The sequence below is a fragment of the Seinonella peptonophila genome, from assembly GCF_900129355.1.
Lineage (GTDB): Bacteria > Bacillota > Bacilli > Thermoactinomycetales > Thermoactinomycetaceae > Seinonella > Seinonella peptonophila.
Genome location: NZ_FQVL01000019.1, coordinates 21,000 through 42,318 on the forward strand (window position 1 = coordinate 21,000; position 21,319 = coordinate 42,318).

A 21,319-nucleotide genomic window follows, 5' to 3' on the forward strand; every position below is an offset into this window, starting at 1 on the left:
TTCAATAAATAAACCTCCTGTCAAACAGAAGATTTATTGGTATGGATGTCTTCCCTTTACATAGGGGATACGGCTTTCTTATTTTGCACAACTTCTTGATATAAAGGCTCCAGGTGCTGATGTACGCTTTGAAGCTCCCCTTTTCCACTTGTTGTAATACTGTATTGAGAGCCATTAGCCGTTACATAACCTTCGCTTGCTAAATGGTTCAATTCCTGTTGAACTTCCTGTGGGCTGACTTGATAGCCATGAGTGTTAATTTCAGCTTGTATTCCTTCTGGCGTTATTGCTTTTTGATTCGCATGATATAACAGGTGAATACGTATAAATGGCTTTTCGAAGCCCGAATGCATGGGTGAAAATCCCCTTTCAGAAGTGAATTGGTTTCACCTTTAGCTTTGTTTTACCTTACACAACTTATTCATTCCTTTTTTAGAGAAAAGGGTCGGATTAGGATGCATCGGAAAACCTGTCTCCTGCTTATAAATAGCTTCATGTTCATTGGTTATCTTAGGAAAACATGGAGGTCAAAGCACCACCGGCTGCCGAGAATAAAACGATTACCCAAGGGGGAAGCTTCCATAACATAAGTAAACCGAACGCAGCGATAGCAAGACAAAAGTCGTAAGGCGTATGAATCGCCTTCATCCAAACGAGATTAAACAGGGCAGCAAGCAAAATGCCAACAACGGAGGCATTTATCCCTTTTAAGATCGATTGAAAATTTGGGCGACGGCGAACCGCATCCCAGAACGGTAATGCACCCGTAACCAACAGAAAAGACGGAAGAAACATCGCGATTAGGGCAACCATTGCTCCGATCCATCCATTCATGACGGCTCCCAAGTAAGCAGAGAAGGTAAACAAAGGTCCCGGTATGGCTTGAGCTGCACCGTAACCGGCAAGAAATTGAGAATCCGTCAGCCAACCCGGAGGAACCACTTCGGCCTGAAGCATGGGAAGTACAACATGGCCCCCACCAAAGACAAGTGAACCAACCCGGAAAAAGCTGTCAAACACAGCCAGCCAATAGGAAGGAAACACCGCTCGTAATAGTGGCAATCCGATCAACAATCCAAAGAATAAAATCCAAGCGACAACTGCCATGCGGCGGCTAATGGATATGCCTATAAGAGGAGTTTCTGGCATTTCGGATGTTGCCAGAAAAAATCGGCCGAACAGTCCCGCAGCGGCAATAACTATCAATTGACCATAAGCGGAAGGCCATAATAAGGTGATGATCGCGGTCAAGACGGCAATCGTCCCCCGAGTACGATCAGGAGCGAGGCTCCGAGCCATCCCCCAAACCGCTTGTGTAACCACGACAACTGCAGCGATCATTAGCCCATGAAGCCAACCGACATTGATTACATCATAGTTTTTTAATGCATAAGCAAAAATCATCAATGCCAAAGCGGAAGGTAAAGTAAAACCGATCCAGGAAGCGAGCCCGCCAAGCATCCCGCCGAGCATCATGCCGATGGAAATCCCGACTTGACTGCTGGCGGGTCCCGGAAGAAACTGGCACAGGGCGACCAAATCGGCATAGCTTTTTTCATCAATCCATTTTCTACGTTTGACATATTCGTCGCGAAAATAGCCTAAATGAGCGATAGGACCGCCAAATGCTGTCAAACCAAGTTTCGTCGATGCTCCGAGGATTTCAAGAATCGAGCTTTTGGGATTTTCCTTTGCTTGTGCTGCTATAATCGACGATTTCGTATCTGTTCGTTGCGTCATCTTTTTTCAACCTCGTCACTTTTCTAATTTCGCCGGTAGTTTTAACCGGCTCTACTTATTAAATCCACCCTCAATAGCTTGTAGTTTGAAACTTTTCTCCGAGAGTAAATGCTGCGCTTTTTCACCTCTGGATTTCCCGTGATGATGCATGTTGCAATACGCTACAATCGGTTGATCTATCGGAATTTCCTGTATGTTACCCCTAGAATCAAAAAAGGAGGCTCACGCCTCCCATGTTCTTTGTTTAATTCAGTATATAATATTCACATTGCCTGATTCAGATATTTCTATCCGTTGATAGGTTTCTAAAAAATCATCTTCTGTCATTTTATCGATATAATAACCTGGCTCAGCCATTGCATATTGATATTCTTCATATTTTTTGCATCTAATATAAGTTCATATAGATATACCTTTTCTCTATTTTCCAGGTTGTTCCCAACATTAATAAATTTATCTTCTTCAAATTCTCTTGTTAATCTATCCATGCTAACCTCTCACTTGATGTTGACAGTTGATTAAACGTGGGGGATCCATTTTCCAATCGTTTCAATTCTTGATTCCTTCGGTCACTGCGAATCATAAATCATACCAAATAAGAAACCAAATATCGTTGCACATATACTAAAAGTAAAACTAATTCTAGCCCAAAAATTTTTCCTATCCCTTAGGAACGCTACTAGACCTACTACAATCAACACTGGCCCACAAAGCAGGGACAAAAAAGCTATGACTCCATAATATTGGGGCTCCGCAACTATCAGTAACTTGATGGCATAACCCACATAAACTAGTGTAAGCACAGATGAAAGGATTGTGAGGATAGAGGAAGATTTTGATTTATCCTTTACGCGTATCCAGATAATAAAGATAGCAATAAAGATAGTAAGAATGAGAATAACGAATGGTGATGCATACAAATGGATTCACTCCTAATTATGGTTTCAAAAGACATGTAATATTTGGCTTTTTATATCAGGAGCAAGCAAATTTAATCCAATTTCAGGAGTTCAGAACAATCTATATTTGCTGCGTTCATAGGAATTGAAGTAGTGGTCAAGAATCTTCGTCCGATATGTCAATCGGCTTGCCATCAGATGCAAATGGATCATTTGCTGCTGCAATCTGTTCATGATACAGCTTCAATTCATCATAGTGGGCTTGGGTAAATTTAGGATTAAAGCTGTTTTGGATAACCTTGAGAGTAGCCATACAATCGCCTAACGCTCGATGTTCGGTTTTATACCCACATGCATATTCTAATTTTACCCATCGATCAAATCCTTTTAGAAGCGCATAAGTCCGCATTACACAGTCACTATAGCAAGCATGTAATGCATCGTAGTATTGTTGAAAGGTATTGGTATCCTTGTATCGCTTCAAAGACTGGAACATCATACGCATATCAAATTGGTCATTGTAAATCAGAACTACCTTGTCTTTTATCACATCATACAATTGGGGAAGTACATCCAACCATGATGGAGCATTTACTACCATTTTATCAGTGATGCCATGTATAACACTTGCATCTACCGGTATAGGATCAATTGGCTTAACGAATGTATGCAAAAGTACATCACCACTCATAGAAATGACAGCAATATCAACGATTTCGGCATTTGTATCCAAGCCAGTCGTTTCTGTGTCCAATATTACATACTTTTCCTTGTTACCATACCATTCATTAAATTGCAACTGTGCTTTTGCCTGGGAGATGGTTAAAGGCTTCTGTGAAAACATGTTGTTCATCCTCCTTAATCGTTAACAAACGGAGTTATTTTGTTACGCTTCAGACTGTACGAAATGATCAATCTTATCAATAAGAACTTTCGCATCAGCTAGAAGTTGTTGCTCCACATCGTTCTTTTCTTGGTTGTATCATCAAAGGTAGCTAATTTCCATACTTTCTCAAATTCTTCCTTCGTAATACGGACTACCTCGATCTCTTCATCCTCTTCTAATTCTTCTAATGTAGGTGTGGGAAGGGGGCTTAAATAGGTTCCCAATTCAATTTCTTCACTGGTATAACAAAACTCCTGATTTTGATATGTTTCTACTTTTCTTGTTTCAAATCTTTTTTGATCGATCTCAATATAATATTCCAATGGATCTTCTTCTGACCTGTATTTCCATGTGATACATAAATATTCCAACCTAAATCACCTTCTACTAGATCTTACAGTTATAACTCCCAAACTTTTTCACTGATTGATCCATCCAAGACGCAGTTAAACTTTCTTCTTTCTTCAACATGCATAGGGAGGAATAAATCCTTAAAATTTGCACTCAAAGCAGCCACAGCTTCATCTGACAAATCACCTTTTTTTATAGCTTTGATTACGTTCTCCAAATAAAAAACTTCTATTGGTTCTATCCAAATTCGTCCAAGAGTACTCCCGCTTCTACAAGTGGTGAGGTGAATGGGACGTGGTTCGGTATCCCTTTTGCGGGGATGCTTAGAACCACTTTTTAATAGTTGTAGCTCTTTGAAAACTGAAGATATGGGGTTGTTGCTGGAAAGGGTCAGTAACGTAAAATCTTCAACCACCCAGCTCACCGAAGTTGCGAAAACCAAGCGAAAGTAGGGAGCATAGCAGAGCATACTTTGTTTTCACCGCTGGGACGGCGGGTAGAGCCTGCTAAGATAACTGGACGTTGGTCTGGTGTTCGCAGGAATCTACCACCTCTGTAGGTGGTAGTAGTTCAACTCATCCCTATTAGTCTCTGAACATTGGGCGATCAACCAATGAGACCCTTCAAATTCCTCGCAACCTTCAACAAAAACCCAGGTAAATTCATCATTTTCATGTCTCACACAGTAAAGATCTTCATAAATCTCTTCTCCGCAAAAATTCAAATTCAATACAAGGTGCATGGTTCCAGCTACCGATTTCAAATAATCGATGTCGACAGAAAGTTCAAACTGATAGTACTTCATTTCTTAGATCCCCATTTCTCATAGAGATTATCCAAATTTATTTTTGATAAATGTAATAACCGGGGGAGTTTACTCCCTAGATCATCGAACTCGTTTTTGGAATTGCATTTTCAGCTGTTAAATAATTTAATTACAGTTCCATACAGCCGATTCGATCCCGAAATTCCATACAAGGTTACAAAAATATTAGCAATCAGAGCACTTACTGAAAAAACAGTACGTTCCTTCGCTATCATGGAAATAACAGCTAATAAAACACCAATTGGTCCTACATAGAAAGTATAAAACCATGACCCAGGTGTTAATCCAAGTAGGTGAAAAATCCATAATGAAAATGACTTGAGAATCTCGCGGAAGACTCAAGTCATCTTATTTAGGGGTTTCTCTTTCGATATCTTCCTTTTCAAGCTTTACAAATATTTTTCCCACGTCAGCCCGTCCAAATGGCTGGGGCCGCTCTTCGTTTGCGACTTTTTGTAATGTTCCAAAAAATCCCAGCTAGTTTCTCGTTCCTTGCTCAAAGGGCTGATTGCGAGAATACGCCAAAATGATCGGATATTTTGTTTCCGGTACCATTATCAATTGAAATTGGGTTGGAAAGTAGGTTTAATGGATGCTGGATTTGTCGTGTTCAGTATATAGGAAATGTTCAGCTTCTCATGCTCATTATATCAAACGAACGTTCATATCAACACTAGACAAATATTATTTCAGATACAAACCAACCAACTTCTTAATGTGTGTGTATTTGGCTAAATTGTGTCTGAATTATGTCTAAACGTGTATTTTTCCCGAAATGATACGGTGACCCCATAGCCATCAAGCTAAAACCAAAATAATCCCCCAAAACGAAAAAAACACGCTATTCTTTCTTTAGTATAAAGAAAAAAGAAAGGATGGCTTCCATGTCAGACGTGCACTACGAAACCCATCCATAATGAACGACAAAATGCATTTTACCCGGGTGATATTGACTTTTTATTTTTACCCGGGTATAATTAGCGAGGAATTCAAAGGGGAAGGGGAGGTACAGCTTGAGAAATGAGCTAATGCGCTTTTCCTGCACGGCATTTTTGGGTGTGGGAGTCGTCGCCAGTGGTTCGTTACAGCACGTTGTTACTACAGTGAAGGATGCTCTGGATGACAGAGACCTCACACAGCTGCTTATATTTGACGATACCACGGGGAAGCAAATAGATGTTGATCTTCGTGGGAAGACAGATGACGTGCTCAAACGATTAGGAGAACAGTTTGGTGACTTGCCCAGTACGGAGGTAAATCACCAGCCTACACGGCGGGTCGGTCGACCCAAGCTGGGGGTTGTATCCGGTGAGGTTACGTTATTGCCACGGCATTGGGAATGGCTCAAGAGTCAATCTGGAGGGGCGTCGGTAACATTACGAAAACTCGTTGATGAGGCTCGCCGTGCTGGAGGAAAACAGAGCAAGATACGAGAGTCACAAGAAGCAACATATCACTTTATGACAGCTATGGCCGGAAACTTCCATCAATACGAAGAAGCTCTGCGGGCACTGTATGCTGGTGATTTGGATCGTTTTTACCACTTCATCGATGACTGGGCACCTGATATCAGAAACCATATCAAAAGATTAGCCGCGAATGCATTCCCTGAAGGGAACTTATGAATGAAAGCATGTAGAGGCGTAAAGAATTTAGAATGAAAAAAGGAACTATGAAAGGAGCTGCTATGACGGAGTTTGGATCTATTCGTTACATCGAACCATCTCAACGCGCTGGCATGAGGTTCATGAAGCGAGGCATGGAGGGCAGCATCGTCATGTTGAACCTGCTGCGTTTTCGTAATGTTGCCGATTACACAGCCAATCCTGAACTAAAACCGGAGGTCCCAATCAGCGGTGCCGAAGCTTTCAACCGCTATATTGAGCACACCCTCCCATTTCTCCGTGAAAGCGGAGGTGAAGTCATGTTTCTTGGCGATGGCGGAGAGTTTCTTATTGGACCAGAAGACGAAAGATGGGATCTTATCATGCTGATTCGCCAGAGCAGCGCGCAGTCGTTTCTTGCTTTTTCAAGTCATCAAGACTATCTGGTCGGTATCGGTCATCGGACTGCAGCGATCGAAGATTCACGCCTTCTGCCTATGGCAGAACTTCCGATACCGAATTAATTGGAGGAGAATATGATCATGAACATCCTGAAAGTCAACGGCGTTGATTTGGCCTATGACAGTTTCGGTAACGAAAATGACGAGGCTATTATCCTAATCTCCGGTCTTGGAACCCAGATGATCCGATGGACGGTTCCGTTTTGTCGGATATTAGCAGCGCGGGGCTTTCGCGTGATCCGCTTTGACAATCGCGACGTAGGTTGCTCGACACACTTTAGCCATTATCAGGCGCTGGATTTTGACGCATTGGCGACTACTCTCATGTCGGGACAGCGAACGGACATCCCTTACACTCTCGATGACATGTCCAACGACGCTATTGGACTGCTCGACGCCCTTTCAATTGACCGGGCACATTTCGTTGGCAGGTCGATGGGCGGAATGATCGCCCAGATTGCAGCCAGTGAGTACCCTGAACGAGTTTTATCACTCACCTCTATTATGTCCAGTTCTGGTAATCCCGCCCTTCCGCAATCTTCCCCAGATGTCATGGCAATGATGACTAAACCGGCGCCGAACCCATTTGAGGATGAAGCAGGATTTTTGGCGCACAGCCTCTCTTTTGCCAAACGCATCGCCGGCACCGGCTATCCGTTTGAAGAGGACACTTATCGGGCGCTCATTCTGGAGGAAGTCCAGCGAGCCTACGATCCAGGCAGTGTCGGACGACAAATTGCTGCGATCGCTGTCTCCGGTGACCGTCGTCCGCGGCTGGCGACCATAAAAGTACCAGTACTTGTCATTCATGGGGTGGACGATCCCCTGTTCGTTCCGGCGTGTGGCGAGGACACGGCTTCTGCCATCCCGGGCGCCGAGTTAATGTTGGTTGACGGCATGGGACACGATTTGCCACACCAACTATACAAAGTAATCGCTGATGGCATAGAGCGAACGGCTCGTCGTAATTGAAACACGCTTCCTAGGGTCCCCGTAATACGGTGATCCCTTTATCTTCATACTTTGGTTTGATTAAGGTAACCTAAATTCAAAGAATGTGTTTGTGAAAAATTAACAACCTTACTTCGGGTTTATTTGGCATGCCTATTTTTTCAAAGACTTAAAACTCATTTCTACCACCATCATCATTTCCACCATTTACTTTTCTTAGCTTGATAGCTATGTACGGTGACCCCATGCCCATCAAGCTAAGAAGCTGGCTGATTTAATTTGAATTAAAAGATGCATCCGTCAAAGAATTTCGTTAAGGATTAGAGATAAATCGAGTAGCAGGTGGGAGTCACCTTCTGCTACCCGATTTCGAGTTTTTTAATCACTTCAAAAAGAATTCAGAGGGATAGCCCCAGAAATTTGTACCTTCTCAAACGCTAGGTGAGGAATGTTCCTGAAAAACTATAATCGGATAGCACCGACTTGCTGCATAAGAGTAAGCGCATCAGCAACAGCCCAATGCTCGACGATCTTCTCTTCCTTGACACGAAGAATGACAACTTCCTCGTAGTTTATTGTATTGCCGGATGCGGGAATACCAGAAAATTCACCCAAATGCGTACCCTGTGCCGCGAACTTCACCATTACTTTGTCGCCTTCGGCAATGACATCATGAATCAAAATTTTTTTATCAGGAAATGCCTCCCGAAACTTTCTCATGGTGTCCTTCACGCCTTCCGAGCCTGGTGCCTGACCCGGGAAGGGATCATGAGAAAAAACGTTTTTGTCCAAATACGTATCTATCGCATTTAGATTATCGTTGTTATGCACTTCATTCAGAAAATCAATACAAATTTTTTTATTCATTTTAGTAGTCATATTAGTCCCTCCGTAATAAGATATTTGCCAGTCGCAGAATCAGAAGCATTCTTTAGTTGTAAGGGGTTACCTGTAAATGTAACCATTCCCCCGTTGCTGCCACCTCCAGGACCAAGTTCGATGATCCAGTCCGCCCGTTTAATAACATCGACGTTATGTTCAATAACGATGACAGTATTGCCAGCATCAACAAGCTGTTCGAGAATCGAAATTAGTTTTGCCACATCGGACATATGAAGCCCAGTTGTTGGTTCATCAAGAATATAGATACTGCTCGATTCGCCCAACTCCATTGCAATTTTGAGCCTTTGGCACTCGCCGCCTGATAAACTGTCAAGTGTCTGACCTAAAGTAATATAATCAAGTCCCACTTCGCTCAAAGCAGCAAATATTTTTGCAAATGATGAAACATCGTCAAAAAAAACTCTTGCTTCAGAAACGGTCATTGTCATTACATCGTAGATTGATTTATTCCGATAGGTGTAACTTAGTACGTTCTTCTTGAAGCCCCGTCCTTCACAGACTTCACAAATGGTTTTTACACCATCCATAAAAGCTAGGTCTGTCCAAATCATTCCATAGCCTTGGCAATTATTGCAAGCACCCTCGGAATTGGTCGTAAAAAGAGAGGCTTTTACGCCGTTCTTTTTAGCAAACAACTTTCTTATGTCATTTAGTATGCCCGTATATGTTGCAGGATTGGAACGGCGAGAACCACGTATGGGCGATTGATCGATCACAATAGCTTCGGGATATTCTCTAGCGAATACTTCATAAATAAGAGAGCTTTTTCCGGATCCGGCTACACCCGCCACAACCGTCAGAACCTTGGCGGGTATGTCCACACTGACATTTTTGAGGTTATGGCAAGTCGCCTGTCTGATCGGATAGACGTATGGATATTGACGATTATTTTGATTCAGTGACATACGAGTGCGCAGATACTTGCCTGTGAGAGTATTTGCCTTCTTCAATTCGTAATATGTGCCTCTAAATATGATCTCGCCACCGTTAATGCCGGCGTTTGGCCCCATATCTACAATATGATCGGCAATCTTCATCACTTCGGGATCATGCTCTACAATCAGGACTGTGTTTCCTTTGTCTCTCAACCGCACAAATAGTTCAGTCAGACGATGAACATCGCTCGGATGTAAGCCGACTGTCGGTTCGTCGAAAATGTACATCATTTCCGACAAGCTGCTGCTCAGATGTCGAACCATCTTAATCCGCTGTGACTCGCCGCCGGACAAAGTTGACGTTTCACGGTTAAGACTAAGATATCCCAGTCCAATGTCGCTCAATTGTTTTAGACGTTCGCGGAGTTGATCTAGAAGTGTCGCCACAGATTTTATATGCAGGTCATCCAGTATATCTTGAAGAGCGATTATCTCCATTGCAGATAGATCTGCGATCGAATAGCCTGCGATTTTGCAATTTAGTGCCCTCTCATTCAATCGTTGACCGTGACAAAGATCACACTGGACATTTGTTGTAAATCTCTTGAAAATTTTCATATTCTTCTCTGACATATTATCTGTGCCTTTATTGATATAGAGACGCCGAAATTTGGGGATGAGTCCTTCATATTTGGAATGAACACTACCTCCTTGCGAAGGCAAAGCAATCTTTGCATCACCGCCATTTAGCAAGGTATCCCATTCTTCTTTTGTGTAGTCTTTTAGTTTTTTATCGTTGTCAAACAGTCCTGACAAGGTGTAAAGCTTCCAGTACCAACTGTTGGGTTTAAAGTTAGGATGCAGTATGGAACCTTCGTTTAGAGATCTATTAGGATCAAGAAACTTGTCAATATTAAGAGATACCTTTGTCCCCAAGCCCTCACATTGTGGACACATGCCCTCAGGATCATTGAACGAAAATGCATTGGAATACCCAACGTATGGCTCGCCTGCGCGAGCAAAGAGAAGTCGAAGCAACGCATAGATATCGGTAATTGTTCCTACTGTTGAACGTGAGTTGCCTCCCAGACGTTTCTGATTAATGATAATTGGTGCAGACAAATTTGTGATATACTCAACCTCTGGCTGTCCATATTTCGGAAGACGATTACGGACAAAAGTGGTATACGTTTCGTTAAGCTGTCGCTGTGCCTCTGCTGCGATCGTATCAAAAACAAGTGAAGATTTTCCCGACCCAGATACACCCGTAAACACTACAATGGCATGCTTTGGAATGTTAATTGAAATGTTTTTGAGATTATTTTCACTTGCTCCTTCAATAATGATCTTATCCTTCATGTTTGACCTCATTTTCCACGTTTTTTATAAATGCCTGTACATGTTGAATATTGTATTCAAAGAATCCCGTCCAGTAGTTTACAAGACTAGGCTCTTCCGCAGGCGAACCACCTTCTTTCTTTGGAAGGGTGCACATGAATTGATGAATGCTATTGAGATTCTCGAGTCGTTTTCTCTGTGTCTGAAGCAATACGTCATGTGGTATAAGTCGACGCATCGCGATGCCTGCCGAGTATTGGTCCATCTCAAGACTTTCTAGCGCTTTTTTTATTCCCTTTTTCAGGACCACATTGCCTTTGTCGGTAATGGCATAAAGCGTTCGAGCGCCTCCTTTCTCTCCTGGTTCTTTTTTGATGGGCTTAATATACTGCTTCTTTTCAAGTTGTGTCAGCGCGTGGTATATGGAACCAGGCTTGATGCAAGCCCAAGAATCCACTCTCCATTCGATCAGTTCGCGATAAACAACATAACCATGCGTTTGTTTACGCAAAGCGATCGCGCCTAGTACAAGCAATTGTGTAGTATTCATAATGTTATTATATATATTGAGACTCTATTATTCAAATTTGAATAATAGAGTCTCACTAGGGTAAAGGGAGCGACGCTCGATTTTGGGGCCATCCGTCCAATAAATGGAAATATTTGAGAAGTCTCATCGAGAGCTCAAGTCATTTTCGTGTTTATATAGGAAACTTCGGTATCAGGCGATTATATTCTTCCTGTGCTTCTGTAATCGCTAACTTGGAGTACACTTCCAGTGATTGGCGGCTTGCGTGTCCTGATTAAGGCTGGATCAGTGCATCGTCAATCCCTTGCTTTTTGAGCCAGGTTAACAGAAAATGACGTAACTTATTTGGCGAGATCGAATGCACCATCCCTGCCTGATCAGAGTATTTTTTCAGGATTTTTCGGATTCCGCGATCCGTGTATTTCTTTTTCCAAGAGGACTCAAAGAGATAAACAGCTCCCGCTTTTTCTGCATGGTTCGTGTGACTCGCTAACATCTCTTTAAATACAGGTGGAAAGGGAACTATTCGATCTTTTTCTCTTTTCCCTGGTTGATACGAATCTGGCAACGTTCCAAATCGACATCGATTAACTTGATACGAACTAACTCACTCACTCGAACTTCCGTGTATAATAAAGTTTTGATGATCATCATGTCTTGGGAGTTTTTCGCTTTCCAAAAGGCTTCGTAATAGCGTCTAATCTCTTCCTCTGTGGGAACATGGGTTACTTCTTGTTGGTCTTTGGCACTTCAATTTCTAATTCAACACGCAGATGCCTAAACACATTCTTTAGATAATGATAGTCGGGTTGCTCTTCACGTAGGTATTTGGGGTCCCCGTTTCATTTCGAGAAAATTGTACGCTTAGACATATTTTAGACACAAATAAACCGACTACCTGTACGTTAAGGAGTTGGCTGTTTGTGTTCTAGGGATACTCTACATGTCTACAACCAAGTAAACTCTACCTTCAAAAATTCCTTTACACCTTCAGATCCTGTCAAATGCAAAGAAACTAGTTGATTGGGTTCTACATGTAAGAACTCTCCGCTTTTGGAGAGTTCTTTTATGGGTGATAAATGCACAATTGCTGCCTGTTCGTTAAACTATCGTACCCGTTAGGTCAATCGTTAATTCCATAAATAACTATGTCATTTCGCATAACTGAACAAATTTTAAAGAATAAGGGATCCTCTGACTCCGCTACAGCCGGAGAATCCCTATTAAAGCAACGTGCCCTTTAGGCCGCTGGGTCAACCGCACAACTAAGCTGGAACGTAGGTCAACCTGATCACCTTCTCGCCAATTCGATCGCTTGCCACGAGGCGCAGCGGCGGCCGCGGACCGGCGAAGAACGGCTTACCGTGACCCAGCACGACTGGATGGAGATAGAGTCGATACTCATCAACTAAACCGAGCTCCGTTAGACTGTGGGCCAACTCCGGCCCGGCAACTTCAATCTCCCCTTCATGCTGAGTCTTCAGCCCACTTATGGCTGCTGTGAGGTCGCCCTCGATCAGAGAAGCGTTCGGACCGACGGACTTTAATGTCCTCGACACCACCCACTTCGGTTTGCTTTGCCACGCCGCTGCGTATTCCCGTTCCGGCGCACCCCATTCGAAATGGTCTTCGTCCCAATACCGCATGATCTCGTACATGCGACGCCCGTACAGGCAGCCCGCCAGGCCGCGCACATCGTCGATGAAATGACGGAATAGCACGGGGTCGGGCTGAAATGCCGCGTGGTCGTGGTCGACGAATCCGTCCAGAGACTGGTTCAATGCGAAAACGATCTTTGCCATGTGACTGACTCTCCTCCCTGGTTTTCTCGCACATTCATCATCAAGATTACACTTTCCATATGCATCCTCCTTTATGTCATCATTTTATCATCCAACAGCATGTCCGGTTTCTCATGGATTGCTAATGTGCACAGTACTGGCCTGACCGAATAATGGGTCTATAGAGCAAGAAAATGGATAAAAACAAAGTTCCGATTCCAAAATGAAAGCAGGTACTTTTAAAGGCAGTTGCATGTGCCAACACTCGAATCATAGAATGAAACTCCCTTTCTGAATTAAACCTCTAAACAAACCTTTGCTGCCATTGACATCATCTACAAGGGGTTACCGTATAAGCAACGAACGCTTTAAAGCGAGCTGTGTGTTTTAATGTTTCATCACCAAATTGAGCAATAATTCTCTATAAACCGTTAGAAATGTAGAAATTTCATACATTATAATAAAAACCAAAAAGAAAAGAGTGACATATATGAATCCAAAACAGCAAGAGCCTTTTTCCTATTTACCTGATCACATTCGAACATCTATGGGTGGAAACCTTATTGCTGGTGCTGCAAAACAAGTGCAGCTACTCTGTCACTGGCCATTACCCGCAAAATGGATTCCATTTATTGTAATTGACAGCATGCTGTCAATATCGCATACTCCCTACATGGACAAATACCCAACGCAGAAAAACCACCTTACTACATATCAATTAAGTGTATCAAGGTGGTTACTATAATTCAGAACCATTATTCGTAGAATTTAGCAGCTATCAAAATGGTAGCTATAAATCTCCAATCAACTTCTTTAGGTTCAGTTTGCCCTGTATTTTGATAGAATCCTTCCATATCTCCTATCCAAGATTGTATTGCTTCGAAGTAATTTAGTAAGTCCGTATTTTCCCATTCTATCCTGTTATTCTGGAAATCTTTAATGATCCAATCCATAAATGCTAAAAAGTCATTTTTATCTTTAATTTTGTTAATCTCTGTTAAATTCACTTTGATCACCTCTACTCAACCTTTTTCATTCCCCAATTTAAATATTATCTCCCTCCAAGGATGAAATTTTTATTTCAATTTCTAAACAAATAATTTCTAAAAGCTCTGAATAGGATCTTTTTCGATATTTAAAGTAAAAATAAAAGTTTCCTGTTTTGTTTTTTTAGATTCTGGTTTCTCTTCATATCATTCTTGCAGTGATTTTTTCTTCGATCTACCTACGATTTTGTGTAAGTAGTAGATTGATTTCTTGTATTTTACTCATCCCAATTCCAGACCTTCCTCGCATATTCAATACATACATAAGACATACCACCATCGAAATCATCTGTGTCCATTCTAATACCATTGCCATCTAGAGCTTTCCCTGTGATCAAGAATGTAAATAAATCTCGTTTTCTTTCCCCATCCATTTTAATGAAAACAATTGACTCATCTTCTTTTATTTTCTTTAACACAGGTGTTAGCCTATCTAAATACACTGAATAGGATACTTCGGATCTTTCCTCACCTACAAAATCGCTTAATGATTCTACTAACTGTTTGTGTTCATCAAAAATCACTTTAACCCTCCTAAATCTATTTGCTATATCCTTTAACATTTTGCACTTAATCCGTGATACTGTATAATACCAATAGTTAAACCATTATTATTATTTTCATAGTTTAAACTCTTCTCTCGCAAAAAGATATTCATTAATACCTCCCATCAAGTGCAATCTCCTTATCAGGAAGCTCAGTAAAAACAAACAAAATGTGTATGCCACCATTTCGTGTTCTCTATTGAGTAAAATATTGCATATCTAGACACCCTCACACTACAATGAGAGAATCTTATGCAATTTGCTGTTAACAAACGGCGTTTTTGTTACTCATACTGCTTAATGAGCGTCTACTCCCGTTCCCGTTTCTGTGTGTTTTTTTCAACAAGACCCTTTACATCCTTGATATTTCCCTTCTCCCTTTTCACCATGTGGTTGAGTTGACTAACCTGATCAGGGATTAGCTCTAATGCCCAGTTTCCTTGATCTTTTTATTATTTTCGTCTGAATTTTTGCTAGACAATCATAACCCCTCCTGTAAAATGTAATAGTTCCCCTGAATTGTAACGCTATTCTTCCCGCATTGAAATTAATTTCCTTACACAACTCGCGGTCAATCCAATAGTCACAGGTCATCTTCAGTTTAGCTTTATGCCAAGCCTCTTCTTCATCAAAAGCATAAGCTGTAACTTTTTGATCAAAGTTAGAAAAAGTTAACGATTGGATACTAGCCTCAAATGTAAACTCTCAGATTGTATCCAATCCATTGGTGATGTTGTCCGATACGACAGTTAGAAAGGAAGATATCATGAGGAGACTAGATCTTGATTGGGATAGTATGTATCAAGAAGCACTGGAAAAGATTAAAAACGGTGATCAGAGTGCAAAATTTGGTGTATTCAATACGGTAGTACCGATCGAAAAAAATAGGCAAATTTATGCTGTTCGTATTGCCCGCGATGTGAAGGAATATCCGTTAAACATGTTTCTTGATTTTCCCATGGTAAAAGAGCCTTATACACAAATGAATTGGTTAATCGAACGCTTACAAGAAGGACAACCGTTGTGTAAAATCCCGCGCATCCACCATGTTTCAGGTCAAAAGCTTGCATCTAACAATCCAAATGAAGAAAGAAGTGCGTATGCTGTTTTAGATTGGATACCCCATCCAACATCCTTTACTCGACTCTCTGGTTTTGCTTTTCGAGGACCCATTCCCAACACCTTATCAACAGCATTGGATGATTATACATTTCGATGGACACAAATCCCTGTAGATGAAGTAAAAACACCAAAGGGTTGGAAAGGGAGTAACCCAAAAGAGTTTGCCCTTGCTCACTCTCGCTATGCACAAAAAAGATATGAAAAAGCTCGTCGAGGCAAATATGGTCACATCTTTGAATTGCTACAATTTCCTGAACGTCCTTTTGCAGAAGTAGAACAAGGTTTTACAACGATGGGAAACCGACCGCCTTGTTTTATTGATGCAGATCGAAATGCAGGGAATATTGCTTATTCTGGTGATAATCCATCAACCATTCCTTATTTTTACGATTTGGATGGTTACAAGATAGGAGATCTTTTATATGGTGTGATTGCAAACGAACATCGATTAGGGATTCATTTGTTAGAGGGTGAACTCGAGCAAAGGATCGAGCGATTGAGAGAACGTGGCGTTGATCCAACTTATCTCCAGAGTGCAGAGCAAGATATGTATATATATGATCGGTTTGAACTAGCAAGAAATTCGGTCACACATGCATTAATATGTGCTGATAAATATCTTAAAAATGAAAAAACACCAGTGTTTAATCATCTTGTTGATGATTTGAATCAATTACGTACAAAGATTTGGAAACAATCCGAACTTTCACATGAAGAAATCCACCAGGCATTTCTACAATTCGCCCATGAGAAGAAAAGAGAGCAATGGCTAGGGATATCCCCTAAAATTGATGAGGTTGTTGATAGCGGATTTTTAACGGCTCTTCATGATCGAAACCATGAATTAGGTGAGCGATCAAAAGGAGCGTAGAAAAACCGACTTTTCTCAGTTCAATATGTAGAGGCACGATTTCTAAAATGATACCCTAAACTGTTGATTTCATCCTCATAGCATTTGGGTGGATGTAAAGCGTAACGTAATCCATGGGCCACGATCAGCCCTTCTTTGATTTTCGATTACCAGTTAAAATCATCTTCGATTTCATAGTCATATTTTCTTTAAAAAGACAAGATCCTTATCTCTCTTCATTGAACACTATTTCTGTAACGACAGTTAGAACAGGAACCCCTTATCTCTAGAAGAGTTTAGACCTCGTTACAAATCAAAGAACAGCAGTAGACCATTTGCCAATAAAGGCTTGGTTACTGCTGTTCAGTCTCTATAACCTCTTTCGTAGTACGAGCAGGAAAGGTATGAAACAGAGTACAATCATTGACCCCCAAACTACCTGAAAGTTAGGATTGTTCCCTCCGATCCAACCCCCTAATAACAGGTTGTAGGCCATTGGAACGATTACCCCCGCATCTGCAGTGACGGTCGTAGTTGTGATACTAACTTTCTTTTGCTCCTCAGTCACTTGAAGTTGAGAGAGAGTCCGAAACCCCGTTACCGAGGCGGTAACTGCGATGCCTAGTGCCACTCCGGCTAGTAGATAACCCACTTGAAGCCCGTAAATGACCCCTGGAATTACTGGGACCATGATTAATAAGGTCGGGCATGAGATTAATGCCCCATAACCCATGCGGATAAGTGAGTAGTCGTTTCTGTCCTGTTTCGCTTCTACCCATCTGGGGAGTATGATCCCCATCAACGCTGAGGTAAAGATCGTAATCCCTTGGATCCACCCATATCTCCAATCTGTTTCGATTGGAAGATACGCATAGATTATCAGCAACATCCCATAGGATATTCCAATGGGATAAACGACCTTGACGATTTTTAGATCGATCAGTTTCCAGAATGGAAGAGTGACTTGAGTCTGGCTCTTGCGTATGAAGCATCCACAGAACCAGGAACAAGACAGACAGATCGAGATAACGATCAGCCACATGCTGCGGTTTTCTGGAGACTGGATCCATCCTCCTACTGCTGCGCAGGGGATGAAGAACACTTGGGTGGTGATACTTGCTCCAAATGCTCTTCTCTGATTATTACCTTTTTGCGATACTGCTTGACTGACCAATATCGCAAAGGATGCGACGACTAATCCATTCATTGATCCGCTGAGAACTTGCACAACCACAAATTGGACTATGGTTTGTGAGAACCCTACAGCGAGGAAGGATGGGATTGCACCCAGCATAGAGACGAGCAGCACCCGTTTCGCTCCGAATCGACTGGAGAGATTTCCTCCAATCAGAACGAAAATTCCTGATGAGATTGTCCTTATCGCAAGGATAATCCCTACGTACTCGACTAATTTCTCTTGTTTCACGAAAAGTGAAACATTACAGAATAGGAGTACGCTGGAGTATAGCGTTTGACTGAGCAGTACAACCACCAGCTGGGAAGTAAGCCAGCTTTTTTCTACACCTTTCAAAATACTCCCTACTAACTAGTGATGGACCCATTGGGTCTTCTGATTTAAGATCGCTTCAGTTTACTGAATCTAGCCTAGGGTATACTCCATTCAATACTAGGCGAGTGATTAGAATCTTCATTGTTCTCATTTATTATATAACAAACGATCAAATGCCTATCAATAATGAATCCTGTAGCATTTACTACGGTTAAACAGCGGAAACAACGGTACTGCCAGCATCAGGCGGATTGATCTAGAATCTGCTTTACTGTTGACACTCTACACATTTGAAAGCGTGGGGTTTTTGAGTTGTTAGCGTCTTGAGAATGGGCCGACTGAAAGCTCAAGCTACCGAAGAAAGGTACTGGTGAACAAGGCAGAAGAACGATTCAATCAGTTAGTAGCAGAGATGTGCCAAGAGAATGATTGGATCATTGTAGCGAAGGAAGTAACGCCTGATCATTGTCACTTGTTCTTGCATTTCCTTCCCACAGATTTCCTATTCGATGTCATGGCGAGCGTGAAAGGAATGACTTCTAGACAGCTGAGACAAAAATTCAAACATTTGTCTCAGTTGCTTTCAAGTAGCATGGTTGAACAAGATCATTCAAGGAACGATAAAACAAGGAACTGGAAAGTTCCATCAAAAGAAGAAGTGATGACAAACCCCTGAAGACTTTGGAGATCTGAAAATAAATATAAACGAATTAAATATTAAACCAGATCAAATAAAGATTGGATTAACTTATGAAAATAAAGGAAAAGAAGTTAACTGGAGACTGATTCAAAGGAAACTTGAAGTTGATGCATGCAGCTGCAAATGGATCCAAAGAATTCAAAATTAAACAGTGGTATCATTAAACCCAATGTCAAAAACAGTGGTTTTCTAACTTTTGTTTTACAAAGTGGAGATAAAAAAATCGAGAACGTAAATAACATTAGGTTCTATTTAGGAGAAATCACTTCAAGTGATTCGGGTAAATAGGAAAAAGTTGAATTTGATTTAGAGATGTAATTACAATGAAAATGGCGCGATTCTGGCTTCAAGATTCTACACAAAGCAATTAGTCTAAATAGAATCAATAATTGACGAGTAATGAACAATTAGCAATTGACTTTATATGAAGAAGCTGCACAAAAATTAGACACCTTCCTTTTGATGAGGCAAAAAAGAATGCTAACTCAATGTTAGAAGTTTGTTAGACGTTTCCCTCGCTTATTGACCTGTCTAAAAACACTCTCAAACCCCTTACTATTGGCCGAGAGGGTGGGATTTACCCCACGGTGCGGTATGCGCTGCACAACTCACCATTAACACACAATGACTCCTTTCGAACACCCTCACATATAAATCTATACTTCGTATACAAAGAAGTACCATATATATTGATCGTGATTTTATTAGTTATAATAGCGATTTCTGGAGCATGGAGCATCATCATTCTAACGCAGATTGATACTAAGTTGCCATTCATTCTATCTATTAAGAAAGGAGAAAAAGCGCACAGCCTCATGAAATTGTTGTGTCTGAGCGAACGCTAGCCACGATCCGAGTTCCAGCTAAACGCGGGCGATCATATTGTCGATTTTGAGAATTGGTAGCCGATCGAACCTATCACAGCAAAGTTATTTATCTAATTATTCAAAATTGAATGACTTCTATTCAAATTCGTCCAAGAGTACTCCCGCTTCTACAAGCGGTGAGGTGAATGGGACGTGGTTCGGTATCCCTTTTGCGGGGATGCTTAGAACCACTTTCTTTGTTAGAATAGTTGTAGCTCTTTGAAAACTGAAGATATGGGGTTGTTGCTGGAAAGGGTCAGTAACGTAAAATCTTCAACCACCCAGCTCACCGAAGTTGCGAAAACCAAGCGAAAGTAGGGAGCATAGCAGAGCATACTTTGTTTTCACCGCTGGGACGGCGGGTAGAGCCTGCTAAGATAACTGGACGTTGGTCTGGTGTTCGCAGGTATCTACCACCTCTGTAGGTGGTAGTAGTTCAAGTATCGCGGATTTAACATTCTTGCCTGTATAATTATGCCCTTGAACCCTTTTATTCCATATATATTAGACCTACTCTTCTATTCGCCATTGCATAACGGGATAGCACTTATTAAAATACTCATAATTATAATAAAACGAACTCCATCGAAGGGAAAAGAATATAAATGATCCTAAGTGATGAATTGATAAAAGATTTATCATTCAGTTGGAGGGCAGCATCCTTTGAAGAGCGAATGGAAATGGCAGAAAGAATAGAAGATGAGCAGGCAAAGCAACAAAACAGAAGGGCATGTCCAATAGAAATAAGTCAAAACATAGAGCTCGTTGGCGCCTATACTCCAAAGAAAGAAACGATTGCTTTAAAACCGATGCTCTTATCACTTAATGATTATTTTCCGCTTCTCTATATTTTAATCCATGAAGGCAGACACTTTTTTCAACACTTAATTTGCAAGGGTATGAACACTGAAACAAATCAGAAGATAAATTTATTGAAAAAAAATCTGTTTGAGTCAGGTTATTTAAGAAAAACTCCAGACTATGTCTTACAACCAGCAGAATCCGATGCTTATAGTTATAGCCTAAGAATGTTAGGTGAAATTAACGAAACGGTTCAATCTACTTACGGTTCAGACTATCGCAAAAAAATCTTTTTAAAGCATCAACAACAATACTTGTCAGAGCAGATTGATCAAGGGAGAAAGAAGTATGGTAACGATTATCCAAAAATAATTGCCTATAAAGTAAATACAAAAGATGAATTATTCAACCGATTTTTAGAGCGAATTCCCAAGGGTCAGGAGATGTATTTATCTGCATTAATTGAAGATTTTATGGATGAACGATTAGGTAGGAAGTGGGCAGTTGGAGAGTTTCAACAATTGTTAAGGAAAACGCCATTTAAGAAAGCAGCATCCATACCAGAATATTTACAACCGAAGGATCACGTGAGTCCTGTTATCACAAATAGGAGTGCTCTGCATATTTCCAGATAAATTCTTCAATAATCGCGCACAAATTGTTGAAGAAGTCACTTTATACTACTGGCTATAAACATTGAGGCATCTTGGTTCATAAAAATACGATTTCCGCGAT

At 41.2% G+C, this 21,319-nt stretch carries 19 protein-coding genes and 2 pseudogenes; 7 read left to right on the forward strand and 14 right to left on the reverse strand.

Translation table 11 applies throughout. The features are described from left to right. Nucleotides 1-56 precede the first annotated feature (56 nt). The 6 genes from BUB71_RS17600 to BUB71_RS17625 form a co-directional block, all read right to left on the reverse strand. Nucleotides 57-353, reverse strand: a complete 297-nt coding sequence (locus BUB71_RS17600; protein ID WP_073158140.1) for a hypothetical protein — start codon at nt 351-353, stop codon at nt 57-59. 157 nt (nt 354-510) lie between these two features. Beyond that, a complete protein-coding gene (locus BUB71_RS17605; RefSeq protein WP_073158143.1) occupies nt 511-1,740 on the reverse strand; it encodes a chromate transporter in 1,230 nt (409 codons plus the stop codon). A gap of 323 nt (nt 1,741-2,063) precedes the next feature. Next, nucleotides 2,064-2,228 carry a hypothetical protein gene (locus BUB71_RS19810; protein ID WP_175552420.1) on the reverse strand — a complete coding sequence of 55 codons (165 nt, stop codon included), beginning with the start codon at nt 2,226-2,228 and terminating at the stop codon, nt 2,064-2,066. Nucleotides 2,229-2,796: 568 nt separating this feature from the next. After that, nucleotides 2,797-3,483: a 3'-5' exonuclease gene (locus BUB71_RS17615; RefSeq protein ID WP_073158149.1), complete on the reverse strand. Its 687-nt coding sequence runs from the start codon at nt 3,481-3,483 to the stop codon at nt 2,797-2,799. Nucleotides 3,484-3,581: 98 nt separating this feature from the next. Next, a complete protein-coding gene (locus BUB71_RS17620; RefSeq protein ID WP_073158152.1) occupies nt 3,582-3,896 on the reverse strand; it encodes a DUF6881 domain-containing protein in 315 nt (104 codons plus the stop codon). 29 nt (nt 3,897-3,925) lie between these two features. Beyond that, a complete protein-coding gene (locus BUB71_RS17625; protein WP_139279181.1) occupies nt 3,926-4,291 on the reverse strand; it encodes a hypothetical protein in 366 nt (121 codons plus the stop codon). Between the two features lie 1,424 nt (nt 4,292-5,715). Between BUB71_RS17625 and BUB71_RS17635 the strand changes: the two genes are divergently transcribed. Genes BUB71_RS17635 through BUB71_RS17645 form a run of 3 tightly spaced genes read left to right on the forward strand, consistent with a single transcriptional unit; the run spans nt 5,716 to nt 7,739 of the window. Beyond that, nucleotides 5,716-6,327 (forward strand): DUF2239 family protein, encoded by a 612-nt coding sequence (locus tag BUB71_RS17635; protein ID WP_084731787.1) that lies wholly within the window; start codon nt 5,716-5,718, stop codon nt 6,325-6,327. 32 nt (nt 6,328-6,359) lie between these two features. Further along, nucleotides 6,360-6,830 (forward strand): DUF1330 domain-containing protein, encoded by a 471-nt coding sequence (locus BUB71_RS17640; protein WP_073158164.1) that lies wholly within the window; start codon nt 6,360-6,362, stop codon nt 6,828-6,830. An 18-nt stretch (nt 6,831-6,848) separates the two neighbouring features. Then, nucleotides 6,849-7,739 carry an alpha/beta fold hydrolase gene (locus BUB71_RS17645; RefSeq protein ID WP_073158167.1) on the forward strand — a complete coding sequence of 297 codons (891 nt, stop codon included), beginning with the start codon at nt 6,849-6,851 and terminating at the stop codon, nt 7,737-7,739. A 441-nt stretch (nt 7,740-8,180) separates the two neighbouring features. Here BUB71_RS17645 and BUB71_RS17650 read toward each other — a convergent pair whose 3' ends face one another. From BUB71_RS17650 to BUB71_RS17670, 5 genes and pseudogenes are all read right to left on the reverse strand, one after another. Next, nucleotides 8,181-8,597 (reverse strand): ester cyclase, encoded by a 417-nt coding sequence (locus BUB71_RS17650; RefSeq protein WP_073158172.1) that lies wholly within the window; start codon nt 8,595-8,597, stop codon nt 8,181-8,183. Further along, complete coding sequence (locus BUB71_RS17655) at nt 8,594-10,855, reverse strand: ATP-binding cassette domain-containing protein (protein ID WP_073158176.1); 2,262 nt, start codon at nt 10,853-10,855, stop codon at nt 8,594-8,596. Before BUB71_RS17655 ends, BUB71_RS17650 begins: the two co-directional genes overlap by 4 nt. Then, nucleotides 10,845-11,384 carry a PadR family transcriptional regulator gene (locus BUB71_RS17660; RefSeq protein WP_073158180.1) on the reverse strand — a complete coding sequence of 180 codons (540 nt, stop codon included), beginning with the start codon at nt 11,382-11,384 and terminating at the stop codon, nt 10,845-10,847. Before BUB71_RS17660 ends, BUB71_RS17655 begins: the two co-directional genes overlap by 11 nt. A 253-nt stretch (nt 11,385-11,637) precedes the next feature. Continuing rightward, nucleotides 11,638-12,017, reverse strand: a pseudogene (locus BUB71_RS20125) (tyrosine-type recombinase/integrase). 611 nt (nt 12,018-12,628) lie between these two features. Then, nucleotides 12,629-13,165 (reverse strand): dihydrofolate reductase family protein, encoded by a 537-nt coding sequence (locus BUB71_RS17670; protein WP_073158183.1) that lies wholly within the window; start codon nt 13,163-13,165, stop codon nt 12,629-12,631. A gap of 469 nt (nt 13,166-13,634) precedes the next feature. Here BUB71_RS17670 and BUB71_RS17675 point away from each other — a divergent pair, with 469 nt between their 5' ends. Beyond that, nucleotides 13,635-13,889: a hypothetical protein gene (locus BUB71_RS17675; protein WP_073158187.1), complete on the forward strand. Its 255-nt coding sequence runs from the start codon at nt 13,635-13,637 to the stop codon at nt 13,887-13,889. A 10-nt stretch (nt 13,890-13,899) separates the two neighbouring features. Here the strand turns inward: BUB71_RS17675 and BUB71_RS17680 are convergent, their stop codons facing one another. Then, nucleotides 13,900-14,160, reverse strand: coding sequence for a DUF7660 family protein (locus BUB71_RS17680; protein ID WP_217653576.1), 261 nt, complete (start codon nt 14,158-14,160; stop codon nt 13,900-13,902). A gap of 248 nt (nt 14,161-14,408) precedes the next feature. Continuing rightward, entirely contained in the window at nt 14,409-14,714 is a 306-nt protein-coding gene (locus BUB71_RS17685) for a hypothetical protein (protein ID WP_073158191.1), read from the reverse strand. Nucleotides 14,715-15,501: 787 nt separating this feature from the next. Between BUB71_RS17685 and BUB71_RS17690 the strand changes: the two genes are divergently transcribed. After that, the gene (locus tag BUB71_RS17690) at nt 15,502-16,728 is read left to right on the forward strand and encodes a hypothetical protein (RefSeq protein ID WP_073158196.1); all 1,227 of its coding nucleotides are present in this window, start codon (nt 15,502-15,504) and stop codon (nt 16,726-16,728) included. A 349-nt stretch (nt 16,729-17,077) separates the two neighbouring features. On the opposite strand, the gene BUB71_RS17695 is transcribed toward BUB71_RS17690, so the two are convergent. Next, a complete protein-coding gene (locus BUB71_RS17695) occupies nt 17,078-18,199 on the reverse strand; it encodes an MFS transporter (RefSeq protein ID WP_245815721.1) in 1,122 nt (373 codons plus the stop codon). Nucleotides 18,200-18,578: 379 nt separating this feature from the next. Between BUB71_RS17695 and tnpA the strand changes: the two are divergent. Then, nucleotides 18,579-18,893 (forward strand): annotated as a pseudogene (gene tnpA, locus BUB71_RS17700) (IS200/IS605 family transposase); the annotation flags it as partial. Nucleotides 18,894-20,388: 1,495 nt separating this feature from the next. Further along, nucleotides 20,389-21,219 (forward strand): hypothetical protein, encoded by an 831-nt coding sequence (locus BUB71_RS17705; RefSeq protein ID WP_073158208.1) that lies wholly within the window; start codon nt 20,389-20,391, stop codon nt 21,217-21,219. Nucleotides 21,220-21,319 lie beyond the last annotated feature (100 nt).